This is a genomic window from Pseudomonas sp. F007 (assembly GCF_057814275.1).
In genome coordinates this window covers 18,620-41,368 of the sequence record NZ_JBVATA010000006.1, presented here as the reverse complement: position 1 = coordinate 41,368, position 22,749 = coordinate 18,620, and the positions used below count along the sequence as shown (strand labels likewise).

At 61.9% G+C, this 22,749-nt stretch carries 18 protein-coding genes; 10 read left to right on the top strand and 8 right to left on the bottom strand.

Annotated elements, in window-relative coordinates; translation table 11 throughout:
- The first annotated feature begins 1 nt into the window (after position 1).
- The gene (ung, locus tag ACZYR5_RS15535) at positions 2 to 697 is read left to right on the top strand and encodes a uracil-DNA glycosylase (protein ID WP_489090005.1); all 696 of its coding nucleotides are present in this window, start codon (positions 2 to 4) and stop codon (positions 695 to 697) included.
- An 11-nt stretch (positions 698 to 708) separates the two neighbouring features.
- On the opposite strand, the gene ACZYR5_RS15530 is transcribed toward ung, so the two are convergent.
- The 5 genes from ACZYR5_RS15530 to ACZYR5_RS15510 are packed head-to-tail and all read right to left on the bottom strand — an operon-like array spanning position 709 to position 6,095.
- Positions 709 to 1,746 (bottom strand): AbrB family transcriptional regulator, encoded by a 1,038-nt coding sequence (locus ACZYR5_RS15530; protein WP_489090004.1) that lies wholly within the window; start codon positions 1,744 to 1,746, stop codon positions 709 to 711.
- A complete protein-coding gene (locus ACZYR5_RS15525) occupies positions 1,739 to 3,253 on the bottom strand; it encodes a tripartite tricarboxylate transporter permease (RefSeq protein WP_489090003.1) in 1,515 nt (504 codons plus the stop codon). The genes ACZYR5_RS15530 and ACZYR5_RS15525 overlap by 8 nt, the downstream gene beginning before the upstream one ends.
- A 1-nt stretch (position 3,254) precedes the next feature.
- Positions 3,255 to 3,713: a tripartite tricarboxylate transporter TctB family protein gene (locus ACZYR5_RS15520; protein WP_489090002.1), complete on the bottom strand. Its 459-nt coding sequence runs from the start codon at positions 3,711 to 3,713 to the stop codon at positions 3,255 to 3,257.
- A gap of 58 nt (positions 3,714 to 3,771) precedes the next feature.
- Positions 3,772 to 4,761 (bottom strand): Bug family tripartite tricarboxylate transporter substrate binding protein, encoded by a 990-nt coding sequence (locus ACZYR5_RS15515; protein ID WP_489090001.1) that lies wholly within the window; start codon positions 4,759 to 4,761, stop codon positions 3,772 to 3,774.
- Positions 4,762 to 4,802: 41 nt separating this feature from the next.
- Positions 4,803 to 6,095 carry an OprD family porin gene (locus ACZYR5_RS15510; RefSeq protein WP_489090000.1) on the bottom strand — a complete coding sequence of 431 codons (1,293 nt, stop codon included), beginning with the start codon at positions 6,093 to 6,095 and terminating at the stop codon, positions 4,803 to 4,805.
- Between the two features lie 232 nt (positions 6,096 to 6,327).
- Between ACZYR5_RS15510 and ACZYR5_RS15505 the strand changes: the two genes are divergently transcribed.
- Together ACZYR5_RS15505 and ACZYR5_RS15500 are read left to right on the top strand one after the other, a co-directional pair.
- A complete protein-coding gene (locus ACZYR5_RS15505; RefSeq protein WP_489089999.1) occupies positions 6,328 to 6,999 on the top strand; it encodes a response regulator in 672 nt (223 codons plus the stop codon).
- On the top strand, positions 6,992 to 8,377 hold the full coding sequence (locus ACZYR5_RS15500) for a sensor histidine kinase (RefSeq protein ID WP_489089998.1): 1,386 nt from the start codon (positions 6,992 to 6,994) through the stop codon (positions 8,375 to 8,377). Before ACZYR5_RS15505 ends, ACZYR5_RS15500 begins: the two co-directional genes overlap by 8 nt.
- A gap of 206 nt (positions 8,378 to 8,583) precedes the next feature.
- Here the strand turns inward: ACZYR5_RS15500 and ACZYR5_RS15495 are convergent, their stop codons facing one another.
- A complete protein-coding gene (locus tag ACZYR5_RS15495; RefSeq protein ID WP_489089997.1) occupies positions 8,584 to 8,724 on the bottom strand; it encodes a hypothetical protein in 141 nt (46 codons plus the stop codon).
- Positions 8,725 to 8,977: 253 nt separating this feature from the next.
- Positions 8,978 to 9,241, bottom strand: a complete 264-nt coding sequence (locus ACZYR5_RS15490; RefSeq protein ID WP_489089996.1) for a DUF2790 domain-containing protein — start codon at positions 9,239 to 9,241, stop codon at positions 8,978 to 8,980.
- 372 nt (positions 9,242 to 9,613) lie between these two features.
- Between ACZYR5_RS15490 and acs the strand changes: the two genes are divergently transcribed.
- The 7 genes from acs to argR all read left to right on the top strand — a co-directional run bounded on the left by acs (position 9,614) and on the right by argR (position 17,498).
- Positions 9,614 to 11,569, top strand: a complete 1,956-nt coding sequence (gene acs / locus ACZYR5_RS15485; protein ID WP_489089995.1) for an acetate--CoA ligase — start codon at positions 9,614 to 9,616, stop codon at positions 11,567 to 11,569.
- 569 nt (positions 11,570 to 12,138) lie between these two features.
- Positions 12,139 to 12,912, top strand: a complete 774-nt coding sequence (locus ACZYR5_RS15480) for an ABC transporter substrate-binding protein (RefSeq protein WP_489089994.1) — start codon at positions 12,139 to 12,141, stop codon at positions 12,910 to 12,912.
- An 89-nt stretch (positions 12,913 to 13,001) separates the two neighbouring features.
- The gene (locus ACZYR5_RS15475) at positions 13,002 to 13,691 is read left to right on the top strand and encodes an ABC transporter permease (RefSeq protein ID WP_027621234.1); all 690 of its coding nucleotides are present in this window, start codon (positions 13,002 to 13,004) and stop codon (positions 13,689 to 13,691) included.
- On the top strand, positions 13,688 to 14,386 hold the full coding sequence (locus ACZYR5_RS15470) for an ABC transporter permease (RefSeq protein ID WP_027621235.1): 699 nt from the start codon (positions 13,688 to 13,690) through the stop codon (positions 14,384 to 14,386). Before ACZYR5_RS15475 ends, ACZYR5_RS15470 begins: the two co-directional genes overlap by 4 nt.
- A gap of 1 nt (position 14,387) precedes the next feature.
- Entirely contained in the window at positions 14,388 to 15,500 is a 1,113-nt protein-coding gene (locus tag ACZYR5_RS15465) for a M14 family metallopeptidase (protein WP_489089993.1), read from the top strand.
- A 23-nt stretch (positions 15,501 to 15,523) separates the two neighbouring features.
- Positions 15,524 to 16,288, top strand: coding sequence for an ABC transporter ATP-binding protein (locus ACZYR5_RS15460; protein WP_027621237.1), 765 nt, complete (start codon positions 15,524 to 15,526; stop codon positions 16,286 to 16,288).
- 229 nt (positions 16,289 to 16,517) lie between these two features.
- On the top strand, positions 16,518 to 17,498 hold the full coding sequence (argR, locus tag ACZYR5_RS15455) for a transcriptional regulator ArgR (RefSeq protein WP_489089992.1): 981 nt from the start codon (positions 16,518 to 16,520) through the stop codon (positions 17,496 to 17,498).
- Between the two features lie 14 nt (positions 17,499 to 17,512).
- Here the strand turns inward: argR and ACZYR5_RS15450 are convergent, their stop codons facing one another.
- A complete protein-coding gene (locus ACZYR5_RS15450; protein WP_489089991.1) occupies positions 17,513 to 22,540 on the bottom strand; it encodes a dermonecrotic toxin domain-containing protein in 5,028 nt (1,675 codons plus the stop codon).
- Between the last annotated feature and the right edge of the window lie 209 nt (positions 22,541 to 22,749).

Here is a 22,749-nt window from a genome sequence, read left to right as displayed (position 1 = left end):
CATGACTGCTGACGACCGTATCAAACTCGAACCGAGCTGGAAGGAGGCACTGCGTGCCGAATTCGACCAGCCGTACATGGCAGAGTTGCGCACTTTTCTGCAACAGGAGCGCGCGGCGGGCAAGGAGATCTATCCACCGGGCCCGATGATTTTCAATGCGCTGAATTCGACCCCGCTGGACAAGGTCAAAGTGGTGATCCTGGGCCAGGACCCTTACCACGGCCCGGGCCAGGCCCACGGCCTGTGCTTCTCGGTGCAGCCGGGCGTGCCGGCGCCGCCATCGCTGGTGAACATCTATAAAGAGCTCAAACGTGACCTGAACATCGACATTCCCAGCCACGGCTACCTGCAGAGCTGGGCCGATCAGGGCGTATTGATGCTCAACACCACCATGACCGTCGAGCGCGCCAACGCCAATGCCCATGCCGGCAAGGGCTGGCAGTTCTTCACTGACCGGATCATCTCGCTGGTCAGCGAGCACCAACCGCACCTGGTGTTCCTGCTGTGGGGCGCACACGCCCAGAGCAAGCAGAAGCTGATCGACGCCACCAAGCACCTGGTGCTGACTTCCGTGCATCCATCCCCGCTGTCCGCCTATCGCGGCTTTCTCGGGTGTGGCCACTTCAGTCGCACCAACAAGTACCTCGAGCAAAATGGCGAGACGCCGATCGAGTGGCGCTTGCCACCCGTGGCCTGAGCGGCGTTATCTCAGAGGCTGTCCGGCTGCCGGTCCCAGTGTCGGAACAAGGGCTCGGCGAGGAACAGCACAAACAGCAGGCGCATGACCTGCATCGCCGTCACCAGCGGTACCGAGAGTTGCAGGGTTTCGGCGGTCAGGCTCATTTCGGCGATGCCGCCGGGCATCATGCCCAACGTCAGCGAGCGCAGATCCAGGTGGGTCGCAGCGCTCAGGCCAAGGGCGGCGAGGCTGGCGATCAGCATGGTCAGCGCCGTGCCGACCAGGGTGCGGCCCATGAATGACGGCGCGCGACGGAAAAACTCTCGATTGAAGTGGCAGCCCAGTCCGCTGCCAATCAACCACTGGCCAATCTGACTGCCGCCATCGGGCAAACCGATATGCAGGTCCCAGCCAATGCTCACCGCAGCGCTCACCAGCAAGGGGCCGAACAGCCAGGGGTTGGGTTGGCGCAAGCGCTGCCACAGCCAGGCACACATGGCCCCCGCCGGAAACAACAACGCCAGCCAACGCCAGTCGACAGTCGCCGGATGCATCAGCGGCACGCCTTCGCCCAACAGGTATTTGAAGGCGGCCGGTACGCACAGCACCACCACCAATACCCGCAGGCTTTGCCCGGCCGCCACGCGACTGAGCACCGCGCCATTGCGTGCGCCGAGGTTGACCATTTCGCCGGAGCCACCGGGCATGCTCGAGAAAAACGCAGTGGCCCGATCCTCGCCGGTGCGGCGCATCAACCAGACGCCGACAACTGCCGACAAGCTGGTGACCAGCGCCCCGAAAAAGATCAGGCCAAAATGACTCATGACCTGCTCCATCACCACCGGGGTGAAGTGCAGGCCGATACCGATGCCGACGATCCACTGACCGCATTTACGCCCGCCGGGGATTTCCGCCAGTTGCCAGGGCGTCAGGCAGCGCACGAGGATGATCGCCAGCAACGAGCCGACCATCCATGGCAGCGGCCAGCCGATCTGGCTGGCGAGATAACCCCCCAGCAGACCGACCAGCGGAGTTCCCCACCAGGCTTTCAGACCGACATCAGACATCGGCAATGGCGCGGCGCTGCAGGGAACGTTTGCGCCAGATGCGCAGCAGCGGGAGCAGCAGCATCAGTGCAGTCAGCACCCACACCCCGAAGGTGATCGGGCTCGACCACAGAATCTCCAGCGCACCGTTGGAAATCGACAGCGCGCGGCGCAGGTTCTGCTCCATCAGGCCGCCGAGGATGAACCCCAGCAGGACCGGCGACAGCGGGAAGTCGAGCTTGCGCAGGATGTAGCCGAAGATGCCGATGCCGATCATCAGGAACAGATCGAAGGTGGTGGCGTGCACGGCGTAGACGCCAATCGCGGTGATGATCGCGATCACCGGCACCAGCGCCCAGTTCGGCACGGCGAGGATGCGGGTGAACAGGCGGATCATCGGGATGTTGAGGATCACCAGCATGATGTTGGCGATGAACAACGAGGCGATCAGGCCCCAGACGATGTCCGGTTGCTGTTGGAACAACAGCGGGCCCGGGGTGATGTTGTACAGCGACAGCGCGCCGATCATCACCGCCGTGGTGCCCGAACCTGGCACGCCGAGGGTCAGCATCGGCACCAGGGCGCCGCAGGCCGATGCGCCAATGGCGGTTTCCGGTGCAGCCAGGCCACGCATGTCGCCCTGGCCGAACTTGCCGCTGGCGCCGGCCATGCGTTTTTCGGTCATGTAGGCCACGGCCGAGGCCAATGTCGCGCCGGCACCCGGCAGTACGCCCATGATGAAACCGAGCAGGCCGCAGCGCACGTTCACGGCGAACACCGCACCGGCTTCCTTGACGTTGAACAGCATGCGCCCGGTGGCTTTCACGGCTTCCTGGCCACGGTGGGTTTTTTCCAGCAACAGCAGGATTTCGCTGATCGAGAACAGGCCCAGTACCAGCACCACGAACTGAATGCCGTCGGTGAGGTGGATGTTGTCGCCGGTGAAGCGATAGACACCGCTGTTGGCGTCGATACCGACCGCCGACAGGAACAGGCCGATCAGCGCCGCGACAAAAGTCTTCAGTGGCTTGTCACCGGCCATGCCGCCGAGGCAGACGATGGCGAACACCATCAGCACGAAATATTCCGCCGGGCCGAAGGCAATCGCCCATTTCGCCAGCAGCGGGGCGAACAGGACCATGCCGCAGGTGGCGATAAACGCACCGATGAACGAGCTCCAGGCCGACAGCGACAGCGCTACGCCAGCCAGGCCTTTACGGGCCATCGGGTAGCCGTCGAGGGTGGTCATTACGGTGGAGGCTTCGCCGGGGATGTTGAGCAGGATCGAGCTGATGCGCCCGCCGTACTCGCAGCCCAGGTACACCGCGGCCAGCAGAATCAGGGCCGATTCCGGTGGCAAACCGAGGGCGAAGGCGATCGGGATCAGCAGCGCCACGCCATTGATCGGACCCAGGCCCGGCAGCAGGCCGACCACGGTGCCGATCAGGGTGCCGCACAGCGCGGTCACCAGGTTGTAGGGGCTCAGCGCGACGCCGAAACCCTGGCCCAAATAGGCAAACGTTTCCATATCAGTTCTCCAGAACGTCGAGCAGACCGAGGGGCAGAGGGACGTCCATGGCCTTATCGAACAGCAGATACAGGCCGACGCTCATCAAGCTGACAATCACTGCCGAGGGCAGCCAGCGACCGCCGTACAGACGTGCCATCGGTACGCCGATCAGGATGCTGCTGAGGATGAAACCCAGGGGTTCGAAGGTGCCGGCGAAGACCAGCAGCAGGCCCACGCAGATCGCAATCTTGATCAGGGTCTCGCGGTCCAGCGGCGGTTCTTCTTCGCTGTGTTTGGTCGGTTGCGGGCGGAACAACATGTACAGCAGCGCCAGACTCATCAGCCCGAGCATCAGCAGCGGGTAGGCCCGAGGTCCGACCGGTTCGTAGGAAAACGATGCTTGATAGGGCCAGGCCATCAGCGCCAGGCCAGCACAAGCCAGCAGCAAGGCCGCGGCAAAGATACGTTGTAAGAGCATGACAGACTCCTGGGCCACGTCCTTGATGCGCAAGGGCGTGGCCACGCGACGGGGGCGATTACTGGATAAGGCCGAACTCTTTGGCGAGGGTCTTGTAGTCCGCGACCTGTTTCTTCACGTAGGTGTCCAACTCAGGCCCGGTCATGGCGAACGGGAACAGTTCGCGCTGGTCGCGCAGCTTGGCGAAGTCTTCGGAAGCCAGCAGGGTGTCGAAGGCGTTTTTCCACCAGGCGTATTCCGCATCGCTGACCTTTGGCCCGAGGTAGAAACCGCGCACCACCGGCCAGACGATGTCGTAGCCTTGCTCTTTGGCAGTCGGGATGTCCTTCATTTCCGGCTCGTCCAGGCGCTCGTTGGCGAACACCGCCAGCAGGCGCATGTCGCCGCTCTGGATGTGTGGCATGGAGTCGGAAATGTCGGTGCTGCCGACCTGAATGTGACCGCCGAGCAGGGCGGTGGCGATTTCACCGCCGCCTTCAAGGGCCACGTAACGCAAGTCACGCGGGTTGATCCCGGCGGCCTTGGCGATCAGTGCGGTTTGCATCCAGTCCTGGCTGCCCACGGTGCCACCGGAACCGATCACCACCTTGCTCGGATCTTTCTTCAGCGCCTGTACCAGGTCGTCGAGGTTCTTGTAGGGCGAATCTTTCTTCACGGCGATGGCGCCATAGCTGGTGCCGACAGCCGCCAGCCAGCGCACGGCGTTCTCGTCGAAGCGGCCGAATTTGCCCTGGGCCAGGTTCAGCAGCGAACCACTGGACCAGGCCACCAGCGTCCCGGCATCCGCCGGACGCTGGGCGACCACGGCGTTGTAGGCCACCGCACCGACGCCGCCGGGCATGTAGGTCACGCGCATCGGTTTGGTCAGCAGTTTTTCGTTGACCAGCGCGCTTTGCACCAGCTTGCAGGTCAGGTCGAAACCACCGCCGGGCGAGGCCGGGGCGATGCATTCGGGGCGTTTCGGTTCTTCGCTTTCGGCGGCCAGCAAGGGCGCGGTGAACAGCAGGCAACTGGCGGCCAGTGCAACGTTACGCAGTGAAAGATTCATCGGTTGTCTCCACAGGAGTTGTTGTTATGGGGTGAATTCAATTACCAGAGGGCAACGCTGTAGCTCACCAGCACACGCACTTCATCGGCGTCGCGGGCGGAATAGTTGGAGCGGTAGGTGGCATTGCGCAGGCGCAGGGCAACGTCCTTGAGGGCGCCACTTTGCACGACGTACTTGATCTCGGTGTTGCGTTCCCATTCCTTGCCGGTTTCACCGTTGTTGAGCTTGATGTTATCGCCACTGATGTAGCGGCTCATGAAGCTCAGGCCAGGCACGCCAAGCTTGGCAAAGTCGTAATCGTAACGGGCTTGCCAGGAGCGTTCTTCGGCGCCGGCGAAGTCGTTGATCTGTACGAAGTTGACCAGGTACGGGTCGGAACCGTCGACATAGGGGAAGGCACTGTCGCCAGACATATGCTGGTAGCCAGCGCTGAATTTGTGCCCGCTCAATGAATAGCTGAGCAAGCCGTTGAGCGAGGTGTTGTCGATCTTGCCACCGCGCGCTTGTCCGGAGTCATCGCTGACCGCCAGGCGCAAGTCGCTGGCGAATGTTCCGGGGCCCAACGGTTGAGAGGCGAGCAAACCGAGGAAGTGTTGGTTGTAGACTTCGCCGAGTTGCGCGAAGTGGTAGCTGGCGGTGATCTTGTCGGTGAACTTGTAGTCGACGCCGCCGAAGTCGAAATGGCTGCCCGCAACCGTGCCGGCGAAGCGGCTGTTCTTGTTGTTCAGCGCGACGTCTTCGAAGTCGGTGCTGTCACGGTCCTTGGCTTTATCCAGGCGACCGCCGGTGAAGGTCAGGTTCTTGAACTCTTTGGAGGTGAGCAAGCCACCTTCAAAGGTCTGCGGCAGGATCCGCCCGTCGTTGGCCTTGAGAATCGGCAGTTCGGGAATCAGGCTGCCGATCTTCAGTTCGGTGGCGGAGATCTTCACTTTGCCGGTCAGGCCGAGCTTGGAGTATTCATCGGCTGCGCGGCCATCGTCGTGGGTTGGCAGCAAGCCGGTGCCAGTGCGGTCGGGGCTGGAGTCGAGCTTGATGCCGAGCATGCCCAGGGCGTCGACGCCAAATCCTACGGTGCCATCGGTATAACCCGACTCGACATTGAGCATGAACCCCTGGGCCCATTCATCGCGCTTGGATTGCTGGGCGCTGGTGCCACTGCGAAAGTCACGGTTGAAGTACATGTTGCGCGTTTCGACGGTTGCGCTGCTGTCTTCGAAGAAGGCGGCCTGGCTGACAGGGACGAAGCCGGCAAGGGCGGCGGCACTGGCGAGGGCGGTGGTTGCAAGGCGGGGAAAACCCATAGGCGTGAAAGCCTGAGGCTGCATGGACAGCATCGTGAAGCACTCCGTTTATTGTTCTTATTGGTCGAAAACGCATCGGGGCGTTTTTCGTTCACTACTCTCAAAACACGGCAGTCGAGACTGTCCGTGGCGGGACTCTAACCAGCCAACCTTTCGCTAACCTTTCAGCAGACTTTCACGGTTTTCGGGCTTCACAGCGGCGAGTGCGGCTGTACACTCCGCGCCAAAGAAGGGCGTCGACCCTCCCTACATGAGGTAAAAATCCATGCGTGTCCTGCTCGTCGAAGACCATCTGCAGTTGGCCGAAAGTGTCGCCCAGGCGCTCAAGAGCACCGGTCTGACCGTGGATGTGTTGCACGATGGCGTGGCGGCCGACCTGGCCCTGGCCAGCGAAGACTATGCGGTGGCGATCCTCGATGTCGGCCTGCCGCGCATGGACGGTTTCGACGTGCTGGCGCGCTTGCGCAGTCGCGGCAAGAACCTGCCGGTGCTGATGCTGACTGCCCGCAGCGACGTCAAGGATCGGGTGCACGGGCTCAACCTGGGCGCCGACGATTACCTGGCCAAACCTTTCGAACTGAGCGAGCTCGAGGCCCGGGTCAAGGCCTTGCTCCGGCGCAGTGTGCTGGGCGGCGAACGCCAGCAGCGCTGCGGGGTGCTGGTGTATGACCTGGATACCCGGCGGTTCAGCCTCGCGGGCGAACTGCTCACCCTGACCTCCCGTGAGCAGGCCGTGCTGGAGGCGTTGATCGCCCGTCCCGGGCGGGTGATGAGCAAGGAACAACTGGCCTCCCAGGTGTTTGGCCTGGATGAAGAGGCAAGCCCCGACGCCATCGAGATCTATGTGCACCGCCTGCGCAAGAAACTCGACGGCCATGCCGTGGCCATCGTCACCTTCAGGGGCCTGGGCTACCTGCTGGAAAGCCGCGATGCATAAGCCCAGAAGCTTGCGTTGGGGGCTGCTCGGCAACCTCGCGCTGCTGCTGGTGGTGTTGATGATCGCCAGTGGTCTGAGCGCTTACTGGAACGGTCGCGAAGCTGCCGACACCGCCTATGACCGGACCTTGCTGGCGTCGGCGCGGACCATCGCCGCCGGCCTGTCCCAGCGCGACGGCAGTCTCAGCGCCGATGTGCCTTACGTGGCGCTGGACACTTTCGCCTACGACAGCGCCGGGCGCATTTACTACCAGGTCAACGATATCCAGCAGAAGCTGATTTCCGGCTACGAGAACCTGCCCGGACCGCCGCCGGGCACGCCGCGCACCGATGACTACCCGGCATTGGCGCGTTTCTACAACGCCACCTACCTGGGGCAGAACGTGCGAGTGGTCAGCCTGCTCAAGGCGGTCAGCGAGCCGAACATGAACGGCATGGCCGAGATTCGGGTGGCGGAGACGGATGAAGCGCGGGTCAGCATGGCCCGCAGCCTGATGGCCGACACCCTGTTGCGTCTGGGCATGCTTGCCGGCGGCGCCTTGTTGCTGGTGTGGTTTGCCGTCAGCGCGGCGCTGCGTCCGCTGGAGCGCTTGCGCACCGCCGTGGAAGAGCGTCAGCCGGATGACCTGCGGCCGTTGCCGCTGGTGGAGGTGCAGCGGGAATTGTGGCCGCTGGTGCGCGCGCTCAACCATTTCACCGAGCGTTTGCGTGGGCAGTTCGAGCGCCAGGCGCAGTTCATTGCCGACGCCGCCCATGAATTGCGCACACCGTTGGCGGCGCTCAAGGCGCGTCTCGAGCTGGGCTTGCGCGCCCAGGATCCACCGACCTGGCGCGAGACCCTGGAGAGCGCCGCGCAAGGCACTGATCGCCTGACCCACCTGGCCAACCAATTGCTCTCGCTGGCGCGGGTCGAGAACGGTGCGCGGGCGATTGCCGAGGGGGGCGCGCAGTTGCTCGACCTAAGCCAATTGGCCCGCGAGCTGGGCATGGCCATGGCGCCCCTGGCCCATGCACGGGGTGTCGCACTGGCGTTGGAGGCTGACGAGCCGGTGTGGCTGCGTGGCGAACCGACATTACTCAACGAGTTACTGAGCAATCTGGTGGACAACGCCCTGGCCCATACGCCGTCGGGCGGCAATGTGATCTTGCGGGTCAGTGCGCCGGCCGTGCTTGAGGTCGAGGATGACGGGCCGGGAATCCCGGTGGCGGAGCGTGAGCGGGTGTTCGAGCGCTTCTATCGCCGCAACCAGCAGGTCGCGGGCTCTGGCCTGGGGTTGGCGATCGTCGGCGAAATCTGCCGCGCACACCTGGCCCAGATCACCTTGCACGATGGTGCGCAGGCGGGGCTGAAGGTGCGGGTGAGCTTTATCGCCGGTTAAAAACAACTAAGCCCGGCCGAGGCCCGTTCTTTGTAGGAGCGAGCGTGCTCCGGGCGGCGTTCCGACGAAAAACTTCAGGGCGCCGCGTTCATTCAGAATGTCCGCGTTTTCGTTGACGTTTTTCGCGAGCAAGCTCGCTCCTACAGTGTCCCCATATTCCTGACTGAACAGCGGTCGAGGCCCAACTGAGACGGAGCACTCAGCAGTTAGCTGAGGTTGGCCGAACCGGTGCGGTCGAAGCCATCGGCGGCGAGGGTCGCGGAGCCGGTGCGGTCATAACCATCGGCAGCGAAGGTGTTGGCGGCCAGAACAGAGAAGGTCAGGGCGAGGATCAGTTGGCTTTTCATGGTGGCGACTCCGGTATGAGTGGTGTGCAGTGGTGTTGGAATCCATACTACTCGGACAAATTCGATTAAAAAGCGCAAATAAATGCTAAAAAAAATCGAATAAGTCGATATGTGTAACGCATGCAACGCGCCGGGCAGTACAGAGTGTTTTGCGGGGTGATTGCCGTCTCGTGGAGGGCTGAGGTGGGCTCTTCGCCGCAAGAAAGATTTCTTGCGGCCGATAGTCAAAAGAACCCTGATCGGCGGTTGCGAATTAGCCGTTAGAGCAGCCATTACCCATTACGCTATAACGCAGAATATGCCGTTGACCGTTCGAGTCTTCATATTCCATGCGCGCTGGCACAACTTCGCAAACACTTGGAATTTCGCTCATGGATATAACTTTGGCGATATCCAGGTGAGTCGAGTAAGTGTATTCCTCTACCGGTACCGTATTGCTGGCGACATCAGTCGGGACCTCGTTCGCCATGGCGGTTGCGCACAGACTGCCGAGGGCCAGAACCAATAAAGCTTTCATTCGAATTTACCTTCCTGAGGTCGAGTGGGGTCACGCAGCCTTTGTGGGGCTGCGTGTACAACTTGATTACAGAGTTGAGATCAACTGCCTTCGTGGGGGCTGCAACTGGGTTAATCACAATGCCTGGTTGGCGAGGCAGATTTTAAGGGGGGGAGCAGAATTCATATAGCCGCGCTTTTGATAAACACTGTTGACAGATCTTGTAACAATCCTCGTTTTTCAGGTTCGTTTGGAACGTACGTGCCAAGCCGTCGGCAGAAGTCAGGGCAATTTGTAGGGGCTTGTTACTACCATCGTCGAATGGTTCTATAGGTCCGCCTCGGGCTACAACGGGGTCATACAAAAACAACTATTTCACCGAGGTAAAGAAAGATGAGTGCGGCTTCTCTGTATCCCGTTCGTCCCGAGGTTGCGGCCAACACGCTGACTGACGAGGCGACCTACAAGGCCATGTACCAGCAGTCGGTCGTCAACCCTGACGGCTTCTGGCGCGAGCAGGCCAAGCGCCTCGACTGGATCAAACCTTTCACCACGGTGAAACAGACCTCTTTCGACGACCACCATGTCGACATCAAGTGGTTCGCCGACGGCACTCTGAACGTGTCCTACAACTGCCTCGACCGTCATCTGGCCGAGCGTGGCGACCAGATCGCAATCATCTGGGAAGGTGACGATCCTTCCGAGAGCCGCAACATCACCTACCGCGAACTGCACGAACAAGTCTGCAAGTTCGCCAACGCCTTGCGTGGGCAAGACGTGCACCGCGGCGACGTGGTGACCATCTATATGCCAATGATCCCCGAAGCCGTGGTCGCCATGCTGGCGTGCACCCGGATCGGCGCGATTCACTCGGTAGTGTTCGGCGGCTTCTCGCCGGAAGCCCTGGCCGGGCGGATCATCGACTGCAAATCGAAAGTGGTGATCACCGCGGACGAAGGCCTGCGCGCCGGCAAGAAGATTCCGCTCAAGGCCAACGTCGACGACGCCCTGACCAACCCGGAAACCAGCAGCATCCAGAAAGTCATCGTGTGCAAGCGCACCGGTGGCGACATCAAGTGGAACCAGCATCGCGACATCTGGTTCGAAGACCTGATGAAAGTCGCCGGCACCGTCTGCGCGCCGAAAGAAATGGGCGCAGAAGAAGCGCTGTTCATCCTTTACACCTCCGGTTCCACCGGCAAGCCCAAGGGCGTGCAGCACACCACGGGCGGCTACCTGCTTTATGCATCGCTGACCCACGAGCGCGTGTTCGATTATCGTCCGGGTGAAATCTACTGGTGCACCGCCGACGTCGGCTGGGTCACCGGCCACACCTATATTGTCTACGGCCCTCTGGCCAACGGCGCGACCACCCTGTTGTTCGAGGGCGTGCCGAACTACCCGGACATCACTCGGGTGGCGAAGATCGTCGACAAGCACAAGGTCAACATCCTCTACACTGCGCCGACCGCGATCCGCGCCATGATGGCGGCGGGCACCGCTGCCTGCGAAGGCGCCGACGGCAGCAGCCTGCGCCTGCTGGGTTCGGTGGGCGAGCCGATCAACCCGGAAGCCTGGGACTGGTACTACAAGAACGTCGGTCAATCCCGTTGCCCGATCGTCGACACCTGGTGGCAGACCGAAACCGGCGCCACCCTGATGAGCCCGCTGCCAGGGGCCCACGCCCTCAAGCCAGGCTCGGCGGCGCGGCCGTTCTTCGGTGTAGTGCCGGCGTTGGTGGACAACCTGGGCAACATCATCGAGGGCGCTGCCGAAGGCAACCTGGTGATTCTCGATTCGTGGCCAGGCCAGGCGCGTACCCTGTACGGCGACCATGACCGCTTCGTCGACACCTACTTCAAGACCTTCCGTGGCATGTACTTCACCGGTGACGGCGCGCGTCGCGATGAAGACGGCTACTGGTGGATCACCGGGCGTGTGGATGACGTACTCAACGTTTCCGGACACCGCATGGGCACCGCCGAGATCGAGAGCGCGATGGTTGCCCACCCGAAAGTCGCCGAGGCCGCGGTGGTCGGTGTGCCACACGACATCAAGGGGCAGGGCATCTACGTCTACGTCACCCTCAACGGTGGCGAAGAGCCGAGCGAAGCCCTGCGCCTGGAACTGAAAAACTGGGTGCGCAAGGAGATCGGCCCGATTGCCTCGCCGGACGTCATCCAATGGGCGCCGGGCCTGCCGAAAACCCGCTCGGGGAAAATCATGCGGCGCATCCTGCGCAAGATTGCTACCGCCGAGTACGACGGACTGGGTGACATTTCCACCCTAGCCGATCCGGGCGTGGTGCAACACCTGATCGACACCCACAAGACCATGAACGTCGCGTAAGCCTCGCTCTTGAGCCTTCGAGCCCCGCCCGGTCCGGTACCTGGCGGGGCTTTTTTTGCTTCTGGAAAAGATCACCGCATGCACCCAGTGCCGGGCGAATAAATATCGATCTGGGTGTAGGGCGTTTCCCGGCGTTACCGTGGGGCAAAATTGTGTAACCGTGCGCGCTGTTTCGGGGCGATGGGAAACGTCAGGCCCCGTTTCAAGGCCTTAAAAGCCCGTATGAAAAATATGACATTACGCTGCGCTTGCCGGATTAGAAGGGTTTGCCAATAATAGGCCCGCTATTTGCAGCATAGATCGGTTCTACGTCTTTTGCTCTTGCATGAATTTCAAGGGCTGTCAATGTGCTCTCGCGGCTTTCTCGGTGCATCTGTAACTAGTTGTCGCATTGAAGAAATATCGGCTTCGGGCCTGTCGTTAGAATGCCGATCACTCGCTCGTCGTTGTCCGTGTTGAATTCAGCGCCGGGCATGCAGGACGCAGCAACGCTATTTTCGTTTAACCCATTCGCATATTGGGCTGATGCTCACTCTGCCGTTTTCGCCCTTTACCGATGGAGTCCCAAGATGAAGAAACTCGTGCTGCTTGGCGCCCTGGCACTGTCCGTGCTGTCCATGCCAACCTTCGCCGATCAAAAGCCTCTGAAAATTGGTATCGAGGCGGCATACCCTCCATTCGCGTCCAAGGCGCCGGACGGCAGCATCGTTGGTTTCGACTACGACATCGGCAACGCCCTGTGCGAAGAGATGAAGGTCAAGTGCGTTTGGGTCGAGCAGGAATTCGACGGCCTGATCCCGGCACTCAAGGTGCGCAAGATCGACGCCATCCTGTCGTCGATGTCGATCACCGATGATCGCAAGAAGTCCGTGGACTTCACCAACAAGTACTACAACACCCCGGCTCGCCTGGTGATGAAGGACGGCACTCAGGTCAGCGACGGCCTGGCCGAGCTCAAGGGCAAGAACATTGGTGTGCAGCGTGGCTCGATCCACGAGCGTTTCGCCCGTGAAGTCCTGGCCCCGCTGGGTGCTGAAATCAAGCCGTACGGCTCGCAGAACGAAATCTACCTGGACGTGGCTGCCGGTCGCCTCGACGGCACCGTGGCAGACGCTACCCTGTTGAATGACGGCTTCCTGAAAACCGACGCCGGCAAGGGCTTCGCGTTTGTCGGCCCGGCGTTCACCGACGTCAAATACTTCGGTGACGGCGTGGGCATCGCAGTCCGTAAGGGTGACGCGCTGAAAGAACAGATCAACACCGCGATCACCGCCATTCGCGAGAACGGCAAGTACAAGCAAATCCAGGACAAGTACTTCGACTTCGACATTTACGGCAAGTAAGCGTCGCAGCGTAAGTCCGAAATGGCGCAAGCAACAGGATCTCTGCGGTTTGCGCCATTTTTTCATCCCAATTTTCGAGGACCTGAATCATGTTGAAAGGCTACGGGGCTGTCATCCTCGATGGCGCATGGCTGACGCTGCAACTCGCCTTGTCGTCCATGGCCTTGGCCATTGTTCTGGGTCTGATCGGGGTCGCCTTGCGCCTGTCGCCGATTCGCTGGCTGGCCTGGCTGGGCGACCTGTATTCCACGGTGATCCGCGGGATTCCCGATCTGGTGCTGATCCTGCTGATTTTCTACGGCGGCCAGGACCTGCTCAACCGGGTGGCGCCACTGCTCGGCTACGACGACTACATCGACCTGAATCCACTGGCGGCCGGTATCGGCACCCTGGGCTTCATCTTCGGCGCCTACCTGTCGGAAACCTTCCGCGGTGCCTTCATGGCAATTCCCAAAGGCCAGGCCGAAGCCGGTATGGCGTACGGCATGAGCAGCTTCCAGGTGTTCTTCCGGGTGATGGTGCCGCAGATGATTCGCCTGGCGATTCCCGGCTTCACCAACAACTGGCTGGTGTTGACCAAGGCGACCGCACTGATTTCGGTGGTCGGCCTGCAAGACATGATGTTCAAGGCCAAGCAGGCGGCAGACGCCACTCGCGAGCCTTTCACCTTCTTCCTTGCAGTGGCGGCGATGTACCTGGTGATCACCAGTGTCTCCTTGCTGGCATTGCGTCACCTTGAGAAGCGCTACTCGGTAGGCGTAAGGGCGGCTGATCTATGATCTTCGACTACAACGTCATCTGGGAGGCACTGCCGCTGTACCTCGGCGGTCTGCTGACCACTCTGAAACTGCTCGCGTTGTCGCTGTTCTTCGGCCTGCTGTGTGCCTTGCCCCTGGGCTTGATGCGCGTGTCGAAGAACTCGATCGTCAACGGCGCCGCCTGGCTCTACACCTACGTGATCCGCGGCACGCCGATGCTGGTGCAACTGTTCCTGATCTACTACGGTCTGGCCCAGTTCGAGGCAGTGCGCGAAAGCTTCCTCTGGCCGTGGCTGTCCAGCGCCACTTTCTGTGCGTGCCTGGCGTTTGCCATCAACACCAGTGCCTACACCGCCGAAATCATCGCCGGTAGCCTGCGGGCCACGCCCAATGGCGAAATCGAAGCGGCCAAGGCCGTGGGCATGTCGCGCTTCAAGATGTACAAGCGCATCCTGCTGCCATCGGCCCTGCGCCGGGCGCTGCCGCAGTACAGCAACGAAGTGATCATGATGCTGCAGACCACCAGTCTGGCCTCCATCGTGACCCTGATCGACATTACCGGTGCCGCGCGGACCGTGAACGCCCAGTACTACCTGCCGTTCGAGGCCTACATCACCGCCGGTGTGTTCTACCTGTGCCTGACCTTCATCCTCGTGCGCCTGTTCAAGATGGCCGAGCGCCGCTGGCTGGGCTACCTGGCTCCGCGGAAGCACTGATATGGAACGTATCGATCATCCGTTGCCGTGGAATCACCTGGGCAGCGAACGGCAGGTTTCGGTATTCCGTTTCGGCAGTGGCGAGCGCAAGGCCTATATCCAGGCCAGCCTGCACGCCGACGAGTTGCCGGGCATGCGCACCGCCTGGGAGCTGAAAAAGCGCCTGGCCGAACTGGAAGCCCAGGGCGCCCTGAACGGGGTGATCGAACTGGTGCCGGTGGCCAATCCGCTGGGTCTGGGACAACTGCTGCAAGGCAGTCACCAGGGGCGTTTCGAGGCGGGCAGCGGGAAGAATTTCAACCGTGATTTCGTTGAATTGAGCGCGCCGGTGGCGGCAACGCTGGAAGGGCGCCTGGGGGATGATCCTCACGCCAATATCCAGTTGATCCGCCAGGCCATGCGCGATGTGCTCGCGACTTTGCCGCCGGCCAGCAGCCAGTTGCAGGGCATGCAGCGCATCCTCCTCGGTCACGCCTGTACCGCTGACGTGGTGCTGGACCTGCATTGCGACGCCGAAGCTGCGCTGCACATGTACGCCTTGCCGCAGCATTGGCCGCAGTGGCGTTCGCTGGCGGCGCACCTGGATGTGCGCGTCGGTTTGCTGGCCGAAGATTCCGGCGGCAGCTCCTTTGACGAGGCCTGCTCGCTGCCTTGGTTGCGTCTGTCGCGGCAGTTCCCCGAGGCGCAGATCCCGCTGGCGTGCCTGGCGACCACCATTGAACTGGGTGGTCAGGCTGACACCGGTCGCCCGCAAGCCGAAGCGTATGCCGAGGGCATCCTGGCGTTCCTCGCCGAACAGGGATTGATCAGCGGCCAGTGGCCGGCGCCGGAGCGCGAGGCCTGCGAAGGCTTGCCGTTCGAGGGCACCGAGTTGCTGTTTGCGCCCCATCCGGGTGTGATCAGCTTCTTGCGTAAGCCAGGCGAATGGGTCGAAGCCGGTGACGAGATTTTTGAAGTGATTGATCCATTGGCTGATCGGGTCAGCACCGTGTGTGCTGGTACGGCCGGTGTGCTGTTTGCCGTGGAACGGCTGCGGTATGCCCAACCCGGTTTCTGGCTGGCCAAGGTGGCGGGGCGCGAAGCGCTGCGTCACGGGCGCTTGCTCAACGACTGACTGTTTTTGTGAGAACCGACAGCATGTACAAACTTGAAGTCCAAGACCTGCATAAACGCTATGGCAGTCACGAAGTGCTCAAGGGTGTGTCCCTGAAGGCAGCGGCAGGCGATGTGATCAGCATCATCGGCTCCAGTGGCTCCGGCAAAAGTACCTTCCTGCGTTGCATCAACCTGCTGGAGCAGCCGCACGCCGGCAAGATCCTGCTCAACAACGAAGAGTTGAAGCTGGTGGCGAACAAGGACGGCGCAATGAAGGCCGCCGACCCGAAACAGCTGCAACGCATGCGTTCGCGCCTTTCTATGGTGTTCCAGCATTTCAATCTGTGGTCGCACATGACCGCGATGGAAAACATCATGGAAGCGCCGGTGCATGTGCTTGGCATGTCCAAGGCCGATGCCCGCGAGAAGGCCGAGATGTACCTGGCCAAGGTCGGCGTCGCCCATCGCAAGGATGCTTACCCTGGGCACATGTCCGGCGGCGAGCAACAGCGCGTGGCGATTGCCCGGGCGCTGGCGATGGAGCCTGAAGTGATGCTCTTCGACGAGCCGACTTCGGCCCTTGACCCGGAACTGGTGGGTGATGTGCTCAAGGTCATGCAGTCCCTGGCCCAGGAAGGCCGGACCATGGTCGTGGTGACCCACGAAATGGGCTTTGCCCGTGAAGTGTCGAACCAGTTGGTGTTCCTGCACAAAGGCCTGGTCGAGGAAAGTGGCAACCCGCGTGAAGTGCTGGTCAATCCGCAATCCGAGCGCTTGCAGCAGTTCCTTTCGGGCAGCTTGAAGTAATCAAGGCTGCCGTTGTGCACCTAAATAGTGCATGCTTCGCAACCTGAAATCCGGCTCCTCATCCTCGTAGGAGCTGGCTTGCCAGCGAAAACGGTGGGTCAGACATGCCGCCTTCGCTGGCAAGCCAGCTCCTACGATCGTCTCGCTTACGATTTCGGGATTTGCGTTCATTTACGGGCTAGCATTGGCCCATGCCTTCATCACCGTTGTTCGTTTCGGATTGCCCGCCATGACTGCCCATCGAATTGGTTTCCTGATTTGGCCCAGCACTAAAGCCTTGACGCTGGCGCTGGCCGAGGAGGCCTTGCGTGTTGCCCAGCGCGTGCATCCGGAAGTTGTCTATGAGCTGACGTTCCTGCAGGCCGAGCCACCAGCCGAAGGCGCCTGGCAATTGCCGGGCGAGGCCTGGGCCGGCAAGCTGGAGAACTTCCAGAAGCTGTTCCTGTTGGCGGATGAGCCTCCCGCCGCCATGGCGCCACCCTTGAGCAGCGCGCTCAAGCAGTTGGTGCGTGCCGGGTGTGTGATTGGCGGTCTGTCGGCGGGTGTCTACCCGCTGGCGCAGTTGGGCTTGCTCGACGGCTATCGTGCTGCGGTGCATTGGCGCTGGCAGGATGATTTCGCCGAGCGCTTCCCCAAAGCCATTGCCACCAGCCATCTGTTCGATTGGGACCGTGATCGCCTGACCGCCTGCGGCGGCATGTCGGTGCTGGATCTGCTGCTGGCGGTGCTGGCCCGTGACCACGGCGCAGAGCTGGCCGGCGCGGTGTCGGAAGAGTTGGTGGTGGAGCGCATTCGCGAAGGTGGCGAGCGCCAGCGCATCCCATTGCAGAACCGCCTGGGCTCCAGCCATCCCAAGCTGACCCAGGCGGTGTTGCTGATGGAAGCCAATATCGAAGAGCCGTTGACCACCGACGAAATCGCCCAGCATGTGTGCGTATCCCGTCGGCAGTTGGAGCGGATTTTCAAGCAATACCTCAATCGTGTGCCGAGCCAGTACTACCTGGAGCTGCGCCTGAACAAGGCGCGGCAGATGCTGATGCAGACCAGCAAGTCGATCATCCAGATCGGCCTGTCCTGCGGCTTCTCCTCGGGGCCGCATTTCTCCAGCGCCTATCGCAACTTCTTCGGTGCCACGCCGCGGGAAGATCGCAACCAGCGGCGCAGCAGCAGCCCATTCGAGTTGTCATCGGTGCCGGCAGAGCGCGGCTGAGGCCCTTTCGCTCCTTACTCGTCGACCTCTGAACCCTCTGAGGACGATACCTCGAGCTCGGCGCCATTGATCACCGCCTCGACACCAAAATCGATGCGGTTTTGCCGGAAGTAGGCGATCAGTTGTTGCACCGCCTCTGCCGACAGCGGGTTGCCCCGCAGGCTGATTTTCCCGGCGAACTCCGCTGTCAGTTCGAGAATATCGCTGGGGACATGGCTGATGGCGTTGTCGCTCAGGTCGGCCAGGTCCAGATTCTGCAATTGCAACAGGCCCGGTGGCAGCTCGGTGATGCCGGTGTTGTCCAGCATCAGCACCGACAGCTCGCTCATCTGGCTGATGTCCGGCGCCCGTCCCAAAGGGTTGCCACTCAAGTCGAGGGCATCCAGGTGGGCCATTTCCGCCAGTTCGAGAGCGGATTGAGGTGTCAGGACAATCTCGCAATCACTCAGCGCCAGGTAGGTCAGCTCACGCATCCTGAAGATCGCCTCGGGTATGTGGCCGAGTCGGTATTCGTAGAGCGTCAGCCCCTTGAGGTTGGGGAAGTATTCGACAAATCGGCCGACACCGGACGCCCCGGCAAAGTGGCCTTTCATGTACAGATGGGAGACGTGGGAGAAGTCGGCATCGATCGCCGGCAGTTCACCGCTCACCTCACTCGACAGGTTCAATTCATAAGTAGGCAGCAGCGCCTCATCGAAGTCATCGAGTTCGGTTTCCCGGCGCCAGCACAGCTCCAGTTGATTGCTGAACGTCTCGCGCGCCGCTTGTTCAACCAGCAACTGTGCAGCGGTGAAGGGCTCGCCAGTGAGCGGATGAACCTGGGGCAGATCGTCGGCCCAGCGCGCAAGTGCCTCGGTCAGGCTGCGCAATTCGTTTTCCCGGCGGGTGATTTCGACGCTGCCATCATGCAGCGAGCCGGGCAGCAGATAGAGCAGTTCGCTGGCCATTTCCTGATCCATCTGCGGGTAAAGCGCTTGCACGCGCACAATGTCGGCGGAGTCGGCGAGCACGCCGAAGTCCTGTCGGGTGTTGGCGAAGTGCTGCTTGATCCGCTCGTGATCTGCCGCGCCAAGCGGGTTGCCGGCCAGGTCAAAGCCTTCGGCCACGTTGTCCGGCAGGGAATAAAGCGCGCTCGGCAATGACTGGATCTGGTTGTTGTTGAGCAGGGCGGTGCGCAACTGAGGGCGGGTCAGCAAGCCGTCCGGAAAGTGATTGATAGCGGTTTCCGACAGGTCCAGGTAGTTCAGCTGCGGCATGCGCTCGACACTGGGCGTCAGCCCCAGCGGATTTTTGTACAGGTCCAGCACACTCAGTTGTGTCTGCGCCTGCAGTGTTGCCAGGCCGTCCGGGGTCAGGCTGATTGCGCAGTCGCTGAGGATCAGTTCATCAAGTTGAGGCGACTGGTTGATGGCTTCGGGGACTCGCCCCAGTTCGAGGTTGCGCAACGCGAGGCGGCGCAGCCCGTGGAAGCTCTGCAGGAATTCGTTCACACCGCGGGTGCTGGCATGGCCGTCGATGGTCAATGATCCGACGCGTTCGAATCTGAGGTCCAGGCGCGGCAGGTCGCCGATGATCGGCTGCGCGAAGCTGATTTCAATCCCGGCATCCACTGAGTCGACCAGGGCTGTCTGCCGCCGCCAGCAATGCAGGATCTCGTTGCGCCACTGCCGGCGATTGTGTTTCTGCGCGCTGAACTGCTCGGGGCTGAGGCGGATCCTGGTGCGGGGATCAAACAACGGAATCTCGTCAAACCAGGCATTGAGCGTGGCGTTGATCTGCGCGTGCTCGGCGAACAGCCGGGTCAACTCCGCGCGTGGGCCGCCAGGCTGGCGTTGCAGATGTTCGACGAAGGCCTGCAATTGCTCTGCTGGCAAGTCGGGCAAGAGGTGGTGGGCGTGCGCTTGCAGGGTGGGGGTTTCGGGGCGCAAGAGGTGATAACCGTCGGTGCCTCCGAGCAGGCGCATGACGCTGGGGTCGTAGCTGGGCTTGAGCATCGGCTGCTGCGCCAGCAACGAGCGCAATGTGCGGCGGTCCAGGGCGTGGTCGCGGATCCGTTGCCTGAGCTTTGCGGTTTCGTCGATGTGCATGTCCAGCGCTCTGCGCTCGCTGTCGGGCAGCGCGTGCAGCAGGCTGGTGTACAGCGAGTCTTCGCCCTGCAGTTGCAGGCCTTCGGCGTCAAAGGCCTGGTAGCCGCCCTGTGCGGTCAGGACCAGGACCTTGCGCAAGGGCGCGTCCGGTTCGCCGATGCTGTCGAGCAGGGGGCCCTGATCGGTGTACTGGCGCACCTCCAGGCGCAATTGTCCCGACCAGCCGGGCAGTTGCTCCAGGGTATGCAGGACCAGGCGATCGGTGTCCAGGTTGTCAGCGGTGGAGCGCAGATCAAGGCCTTCGTAGGCGCGGGTGACGCGGGTTTGCAGGGCCGCTTCCTGGCTCAGCTCAGCCAGGCGCTCGGACACCGTCCCGCGTTGCAATTGTTGCCGTTCGAGGTCGCTGGCGGTGTCGAGCAGGGCTTGTGCCAGCGTCTTCGGCAGGCCGGCTTGGGCATCGATCAGTTGCTGTTGCAGGGCGCTCGCACCGCGCTCGAGTGTGCGATAGCGATCGGCAAACAGGCTTTGTCGCTGGCGCGTGGCGAGGTCGGCCAGGGTGCGCCGAAGCCGCTGTGCACGCAGCTCGAGGGTCGAGTGAGCGGCGCCGAACTCTTCACCGGTCAGGGTGCGAATCTGTTCGTCGGTGAGCGTCAGCAGCACGGACTGCAGCAGGTCGCCTTCATGCAGATGGCGGGTGTCGAGCTCGGTCATGGGCAGCGCAGGATCGGGGCTCTGCCACAGCGTTTGTCCTGTGCCGTCGATCAGGCGCAGGCCTTTTTCCGCAGGCCAGTTGCCGTGGCGCTGCAGTAGCTGCAGTTGGGTGCCAGGTTCGGCTGCGCGGTACTGAGCCGGATCGTTGCTGCTGAGCTGATCGATGAAGCGCTGAATATCCTGGTCGATCTTGAAGCGTTGGAGGGTGTCGGCCAAAAGCGCTGGCGTCTGTTCGCCTTCAACGTGGATCTGGCGCAGGGTGACTTCGTTGCAGCCACTGATCTCCAGCATGCGTTCGCGTGTCTGTGCCGGGAAGCGTTCCATGTCGGGGTGAAGGCGGCGCAGCAGGGTCGCTCGATCCCAGGACAGCGGCTGGTCGAGTTCGGTTTTCCAGGCCCCGCTACCCCTGTGTTCGAGCCGGGGTTTGTAGGCGTCGGCGCGAGTGGGGTGGTCGATAGCGAGTTCTTTGCTCAGCGGGTTTTCGCTGACGGCGTAGGGTTTGTCGTTGAGCACCAGGAGTTTTTTTCCCTGCTGCTCATGCAACCCTCGAGCGTCGGGCTGTGAGTCTTGCGCCACGGCGTCCGGATGTTCGTAGGCACCGAGGTCCGGCTCCCAGTAACGGCTTTGCTCGCTCGGTGTTTTCACCAGATTGAAGCGATCAAAAAAGTCCAGGGTCGAGGCGGGCAGTGCTGCGCGCAATTCACTTGCGACGAGAGTCCCGCCCACCGCGAAAGTGCCTGCCTGCACCACAGATTCGATCACCGCCATGAAATGCTCGAAGGCTTCCAGGGACTTGCCCTCGGCCCAGTCGATGACGGCCTCGAAGGTGTCGTCGAGGAGTTGGTACGCCATGTAGGCCAGCATCAGCTCGCCGGCCAACGGGATAAAGGGCGCGACGACAAAGGCGGCGATCTCGAGCAGCGTCGAGGCGATTTCGACGAACGAATCCCACAGTGCCCAGCGCGCCTTCTGGTCGACGCGCGCGGTGGACACGGCGATCACCTGGGCGTCGTTGAGGATCTTGTCGAAGGCGCGCTGGTAAAGGTGGTTCCACAGCGCGCCATTGATCGGTGTGGATGCCAGTTGCAGGTCGGGACGCTCGGTTGGCGCATATCGCCAGGTCGGTCGTGGGTCGGCAGCCGGCACCGGTTGCCAGGTGATCTTGCCGAGACGGTTGTTCAGCTGGCCGAAGAAATGTCCGCGATCCTCATAGTTGATGAAACGGCTGAAGAACTGCTGGTAGTCGGGATTGCGCAGGCGCTCGACCAGTTCCTGGGCAAAGGCCGCGGCGCTCGGGTATTGCTTGATCGGGTGGTGCGGGTCGTCCGGGATGTAAGCCACGACCTTCACGGCTGCGCTGGCCTGCTCCAGGTCGGGGGCGAACAGGGCGATCCCGGTCAGGCGCGCGCCCATGATCGTCAGGTCGTGACAGCGCCATTCCTGGCCATGCAGGCGCAGATGCGGCAGGCCGTCGGCGACGCCATTGATCAACACCCCCAGGCCCGGATCAATCAGTCCTTGCAGGCTCGCCATGTGCAGGCTGGCGGCGAATGCGGCTTTCTGGCAGGCCTGGACCTGGGACCGCAGGGCGGTCGCGCGCGACGGGTCATTGATCGCCAGCTGCTCTTGCAGATGGGCCATGTAGCGCGCGCCGAGGTCCAGCTCGCGACACATTCGGGTGAAGGAAGCGATGGGCATGCGCTGCAGGATCTGCGACAAGGGGGTGAACTGGCCGTCGGCAGTGGGCGGCTGGAGGTAGGTCGAGGCGGGTTCGAACGCATCGTCGCCCATTTCACTTTCCTCGAAGTTATGCAGCGCTGCGGCCAGCAACGACACGGTCCAGGTGCGCGCTGCCCCCGATTTCAGGCGCAACCAGGGTATGTGCGCGGGGATGTACAGGCGCATGTAGGTCTGGCTGACATCCAGCTCGAGGCCAAAGCGCTTGAGGATCTCCGCTTGCAGGATCGGCGTGGCGAAACGGTTGGCGTCCTGCACGCCCGACAAGGCCTGCTCGACCAGGTGCTGCGCCGTCCAGTGCTGGGCGTTGAGCGCATTCATTTGCTGGTGTCGGGCCTTGGCGAGCAGGGTGAAACCGGTGGGCTGGCTGGGTCGAGTCCGACGCAAGGTTGCGCGTTTGTCGCTACTGGCCTGGGGCAGCCAGGAGGGGACGACGCTTGCCAGGTGTTGATAGTGGCTGTCAGGCCTGAAGGGCGTGTGACGGGTTGGGTCGGTGTGCTGATCCATGGTGGGTTCTGCAGATTGTTGAAGGGCGCTCAGCAAAACCCGGGACCGAATACCTTGGGCGTTGCATAATTACCGCCGTTGTCAAACTGCCATGCATCGGTTTCCGGTGTGCCTGCCGCAAAACCGCCGCAGGCAGTTTAAACTGCGCCTTTGCGACCCTATATGTCGCATTGCCGTAAACCCGGGAAAATCAGGGTTTTGCGCTATAA

Bases quoted from the DNA above. Each gene is read 5' to 3' on its own strand.
- ung (WP_489090005.1), top strand. From the start codon at position 2: ATGACTGCTGACGACCGTATCAAACTCGAACCGAGCTGGAAGGAGGCA.
- ACZYR5_RS15530 (WP_489090004.1), bottom strand. From the start codon at position 1,746: ATGTCTGATGTCGGTCTGAAAGCCTGGTGGGGAACTCCGCTGGTCGGT.
- ACZYR5_RS15525 (WP_489090003.1), bottom strand. From the start codon at position 3,253: ATGGAAACGTTTGCCTATTTGGGCCAGGGTTTCGGCGTCGCGCTGAGC.
- ACZYR5_RS15520 (WP_489090002.1), bottom strand. From the start codon at position 3,713: ATGCTCTTACAACGTATCTTTGCCGCGGCCTTGCTGCTGGCTTGTGCT.
- ACZYR5_RS15515 (WP_489090001.1), bottom strand. From the start codon at position 4,761: ATGAATCTTTCACTGCGTAACGTTGCACTGGCCGCCAGTTGCCTGCTG.
- ACZYR5_RS15510 (WP_489090000.1), bottom strand. From the start codon at position 6,095: ATGCTGTCCATGCAGCCTCAGGCTTTCACGCCTATGGGTTTTCCCCGC.
- ACZYR5_RS15505 (WP_489089999.1), top strand. From the start codon at position 6,328: ATGCGTGTCCTGCTCGTCGAAGACCATCTGCAGTTGGCCGAAAGTGTC.
- ACZYR5_RS15500 (WP_489089998.1), top strand. From the start codon at position 6,992: ATGCATAAGCCCAGAAGCTTGCGTTGGGGGCTGCTCGGCAACCTCGCG.
- ACZYR5_RS15495 (WP_489089997.1), bottom strand. From the start codon at position 8,724: ATGAAAAGCCAACTGATCCTCGCCCTGACCTTCTCTGTTCTGGCCGCC.
- ACZYR5_RS15490 (WP_489089996.1), bottom strand. From the start codon at position 9,241: ATGAAAGCTTTATTGGTTCTGGCCCTCGGCAGTCTGTGCGCAACCGCC.
- acs (WP_489089995.1), top strand. From the start codon at position 9,614: ATGAGTGCGGCTTCTCTGTATCCCGTTCGTCCCGAGGTTGCGGCCAAC.
- ACZYR5_RS15480 (WP_489089994.1), top strand. From the start codon at position 12,139: ATGAAGAAACTCGTGCTGCTTGGCGCCCTGGCACTGTCCGTGCTGTCC.
- ACZYR5_RS15475 (WP_027621234.1), top strand. From the start codon at position 13,002: ATGTTGAAAGGCTACGGGGCTGTCATCCTCGATGGCGCATGGCTGACG.
- ACZYR5_RS15470 (WP_027621235.1), top strand. From the start codon at position 13,688: ATGATCTTCGACTACAACGTCATCTGGGAGGCACTGCCGCTGTACCTC.
- ACZYR5_RS15465 (WP_489089993.1), top strand. From the start codon at position 14,388: ATGGAACGTATCGATCATCCGTTGCCGTGGAATCACCTGGGCAGCGAA.
- ACZYR5_RS15460 (WP_027621237.1), top strand. From the start codon at position 15,524: ATGTACAAACTTGAAGTCCAAGACCTGCATAAACGCTATGGCAGTCAC.
- argR (WP_489089992.1), top strand. From the start codon at position 16,518: ATGACTGCCCATCGAATTGGTTTCCTGATTTGGCCCAGCACTAAAGCC.
- ACZYR5_RS15450 (WP_489089991.1), bottom strand. From the start codon at position 22,540: ATGGATCAGCACACCGACCCAACCCGTCACACGCCCTTCAGGCCTGAC.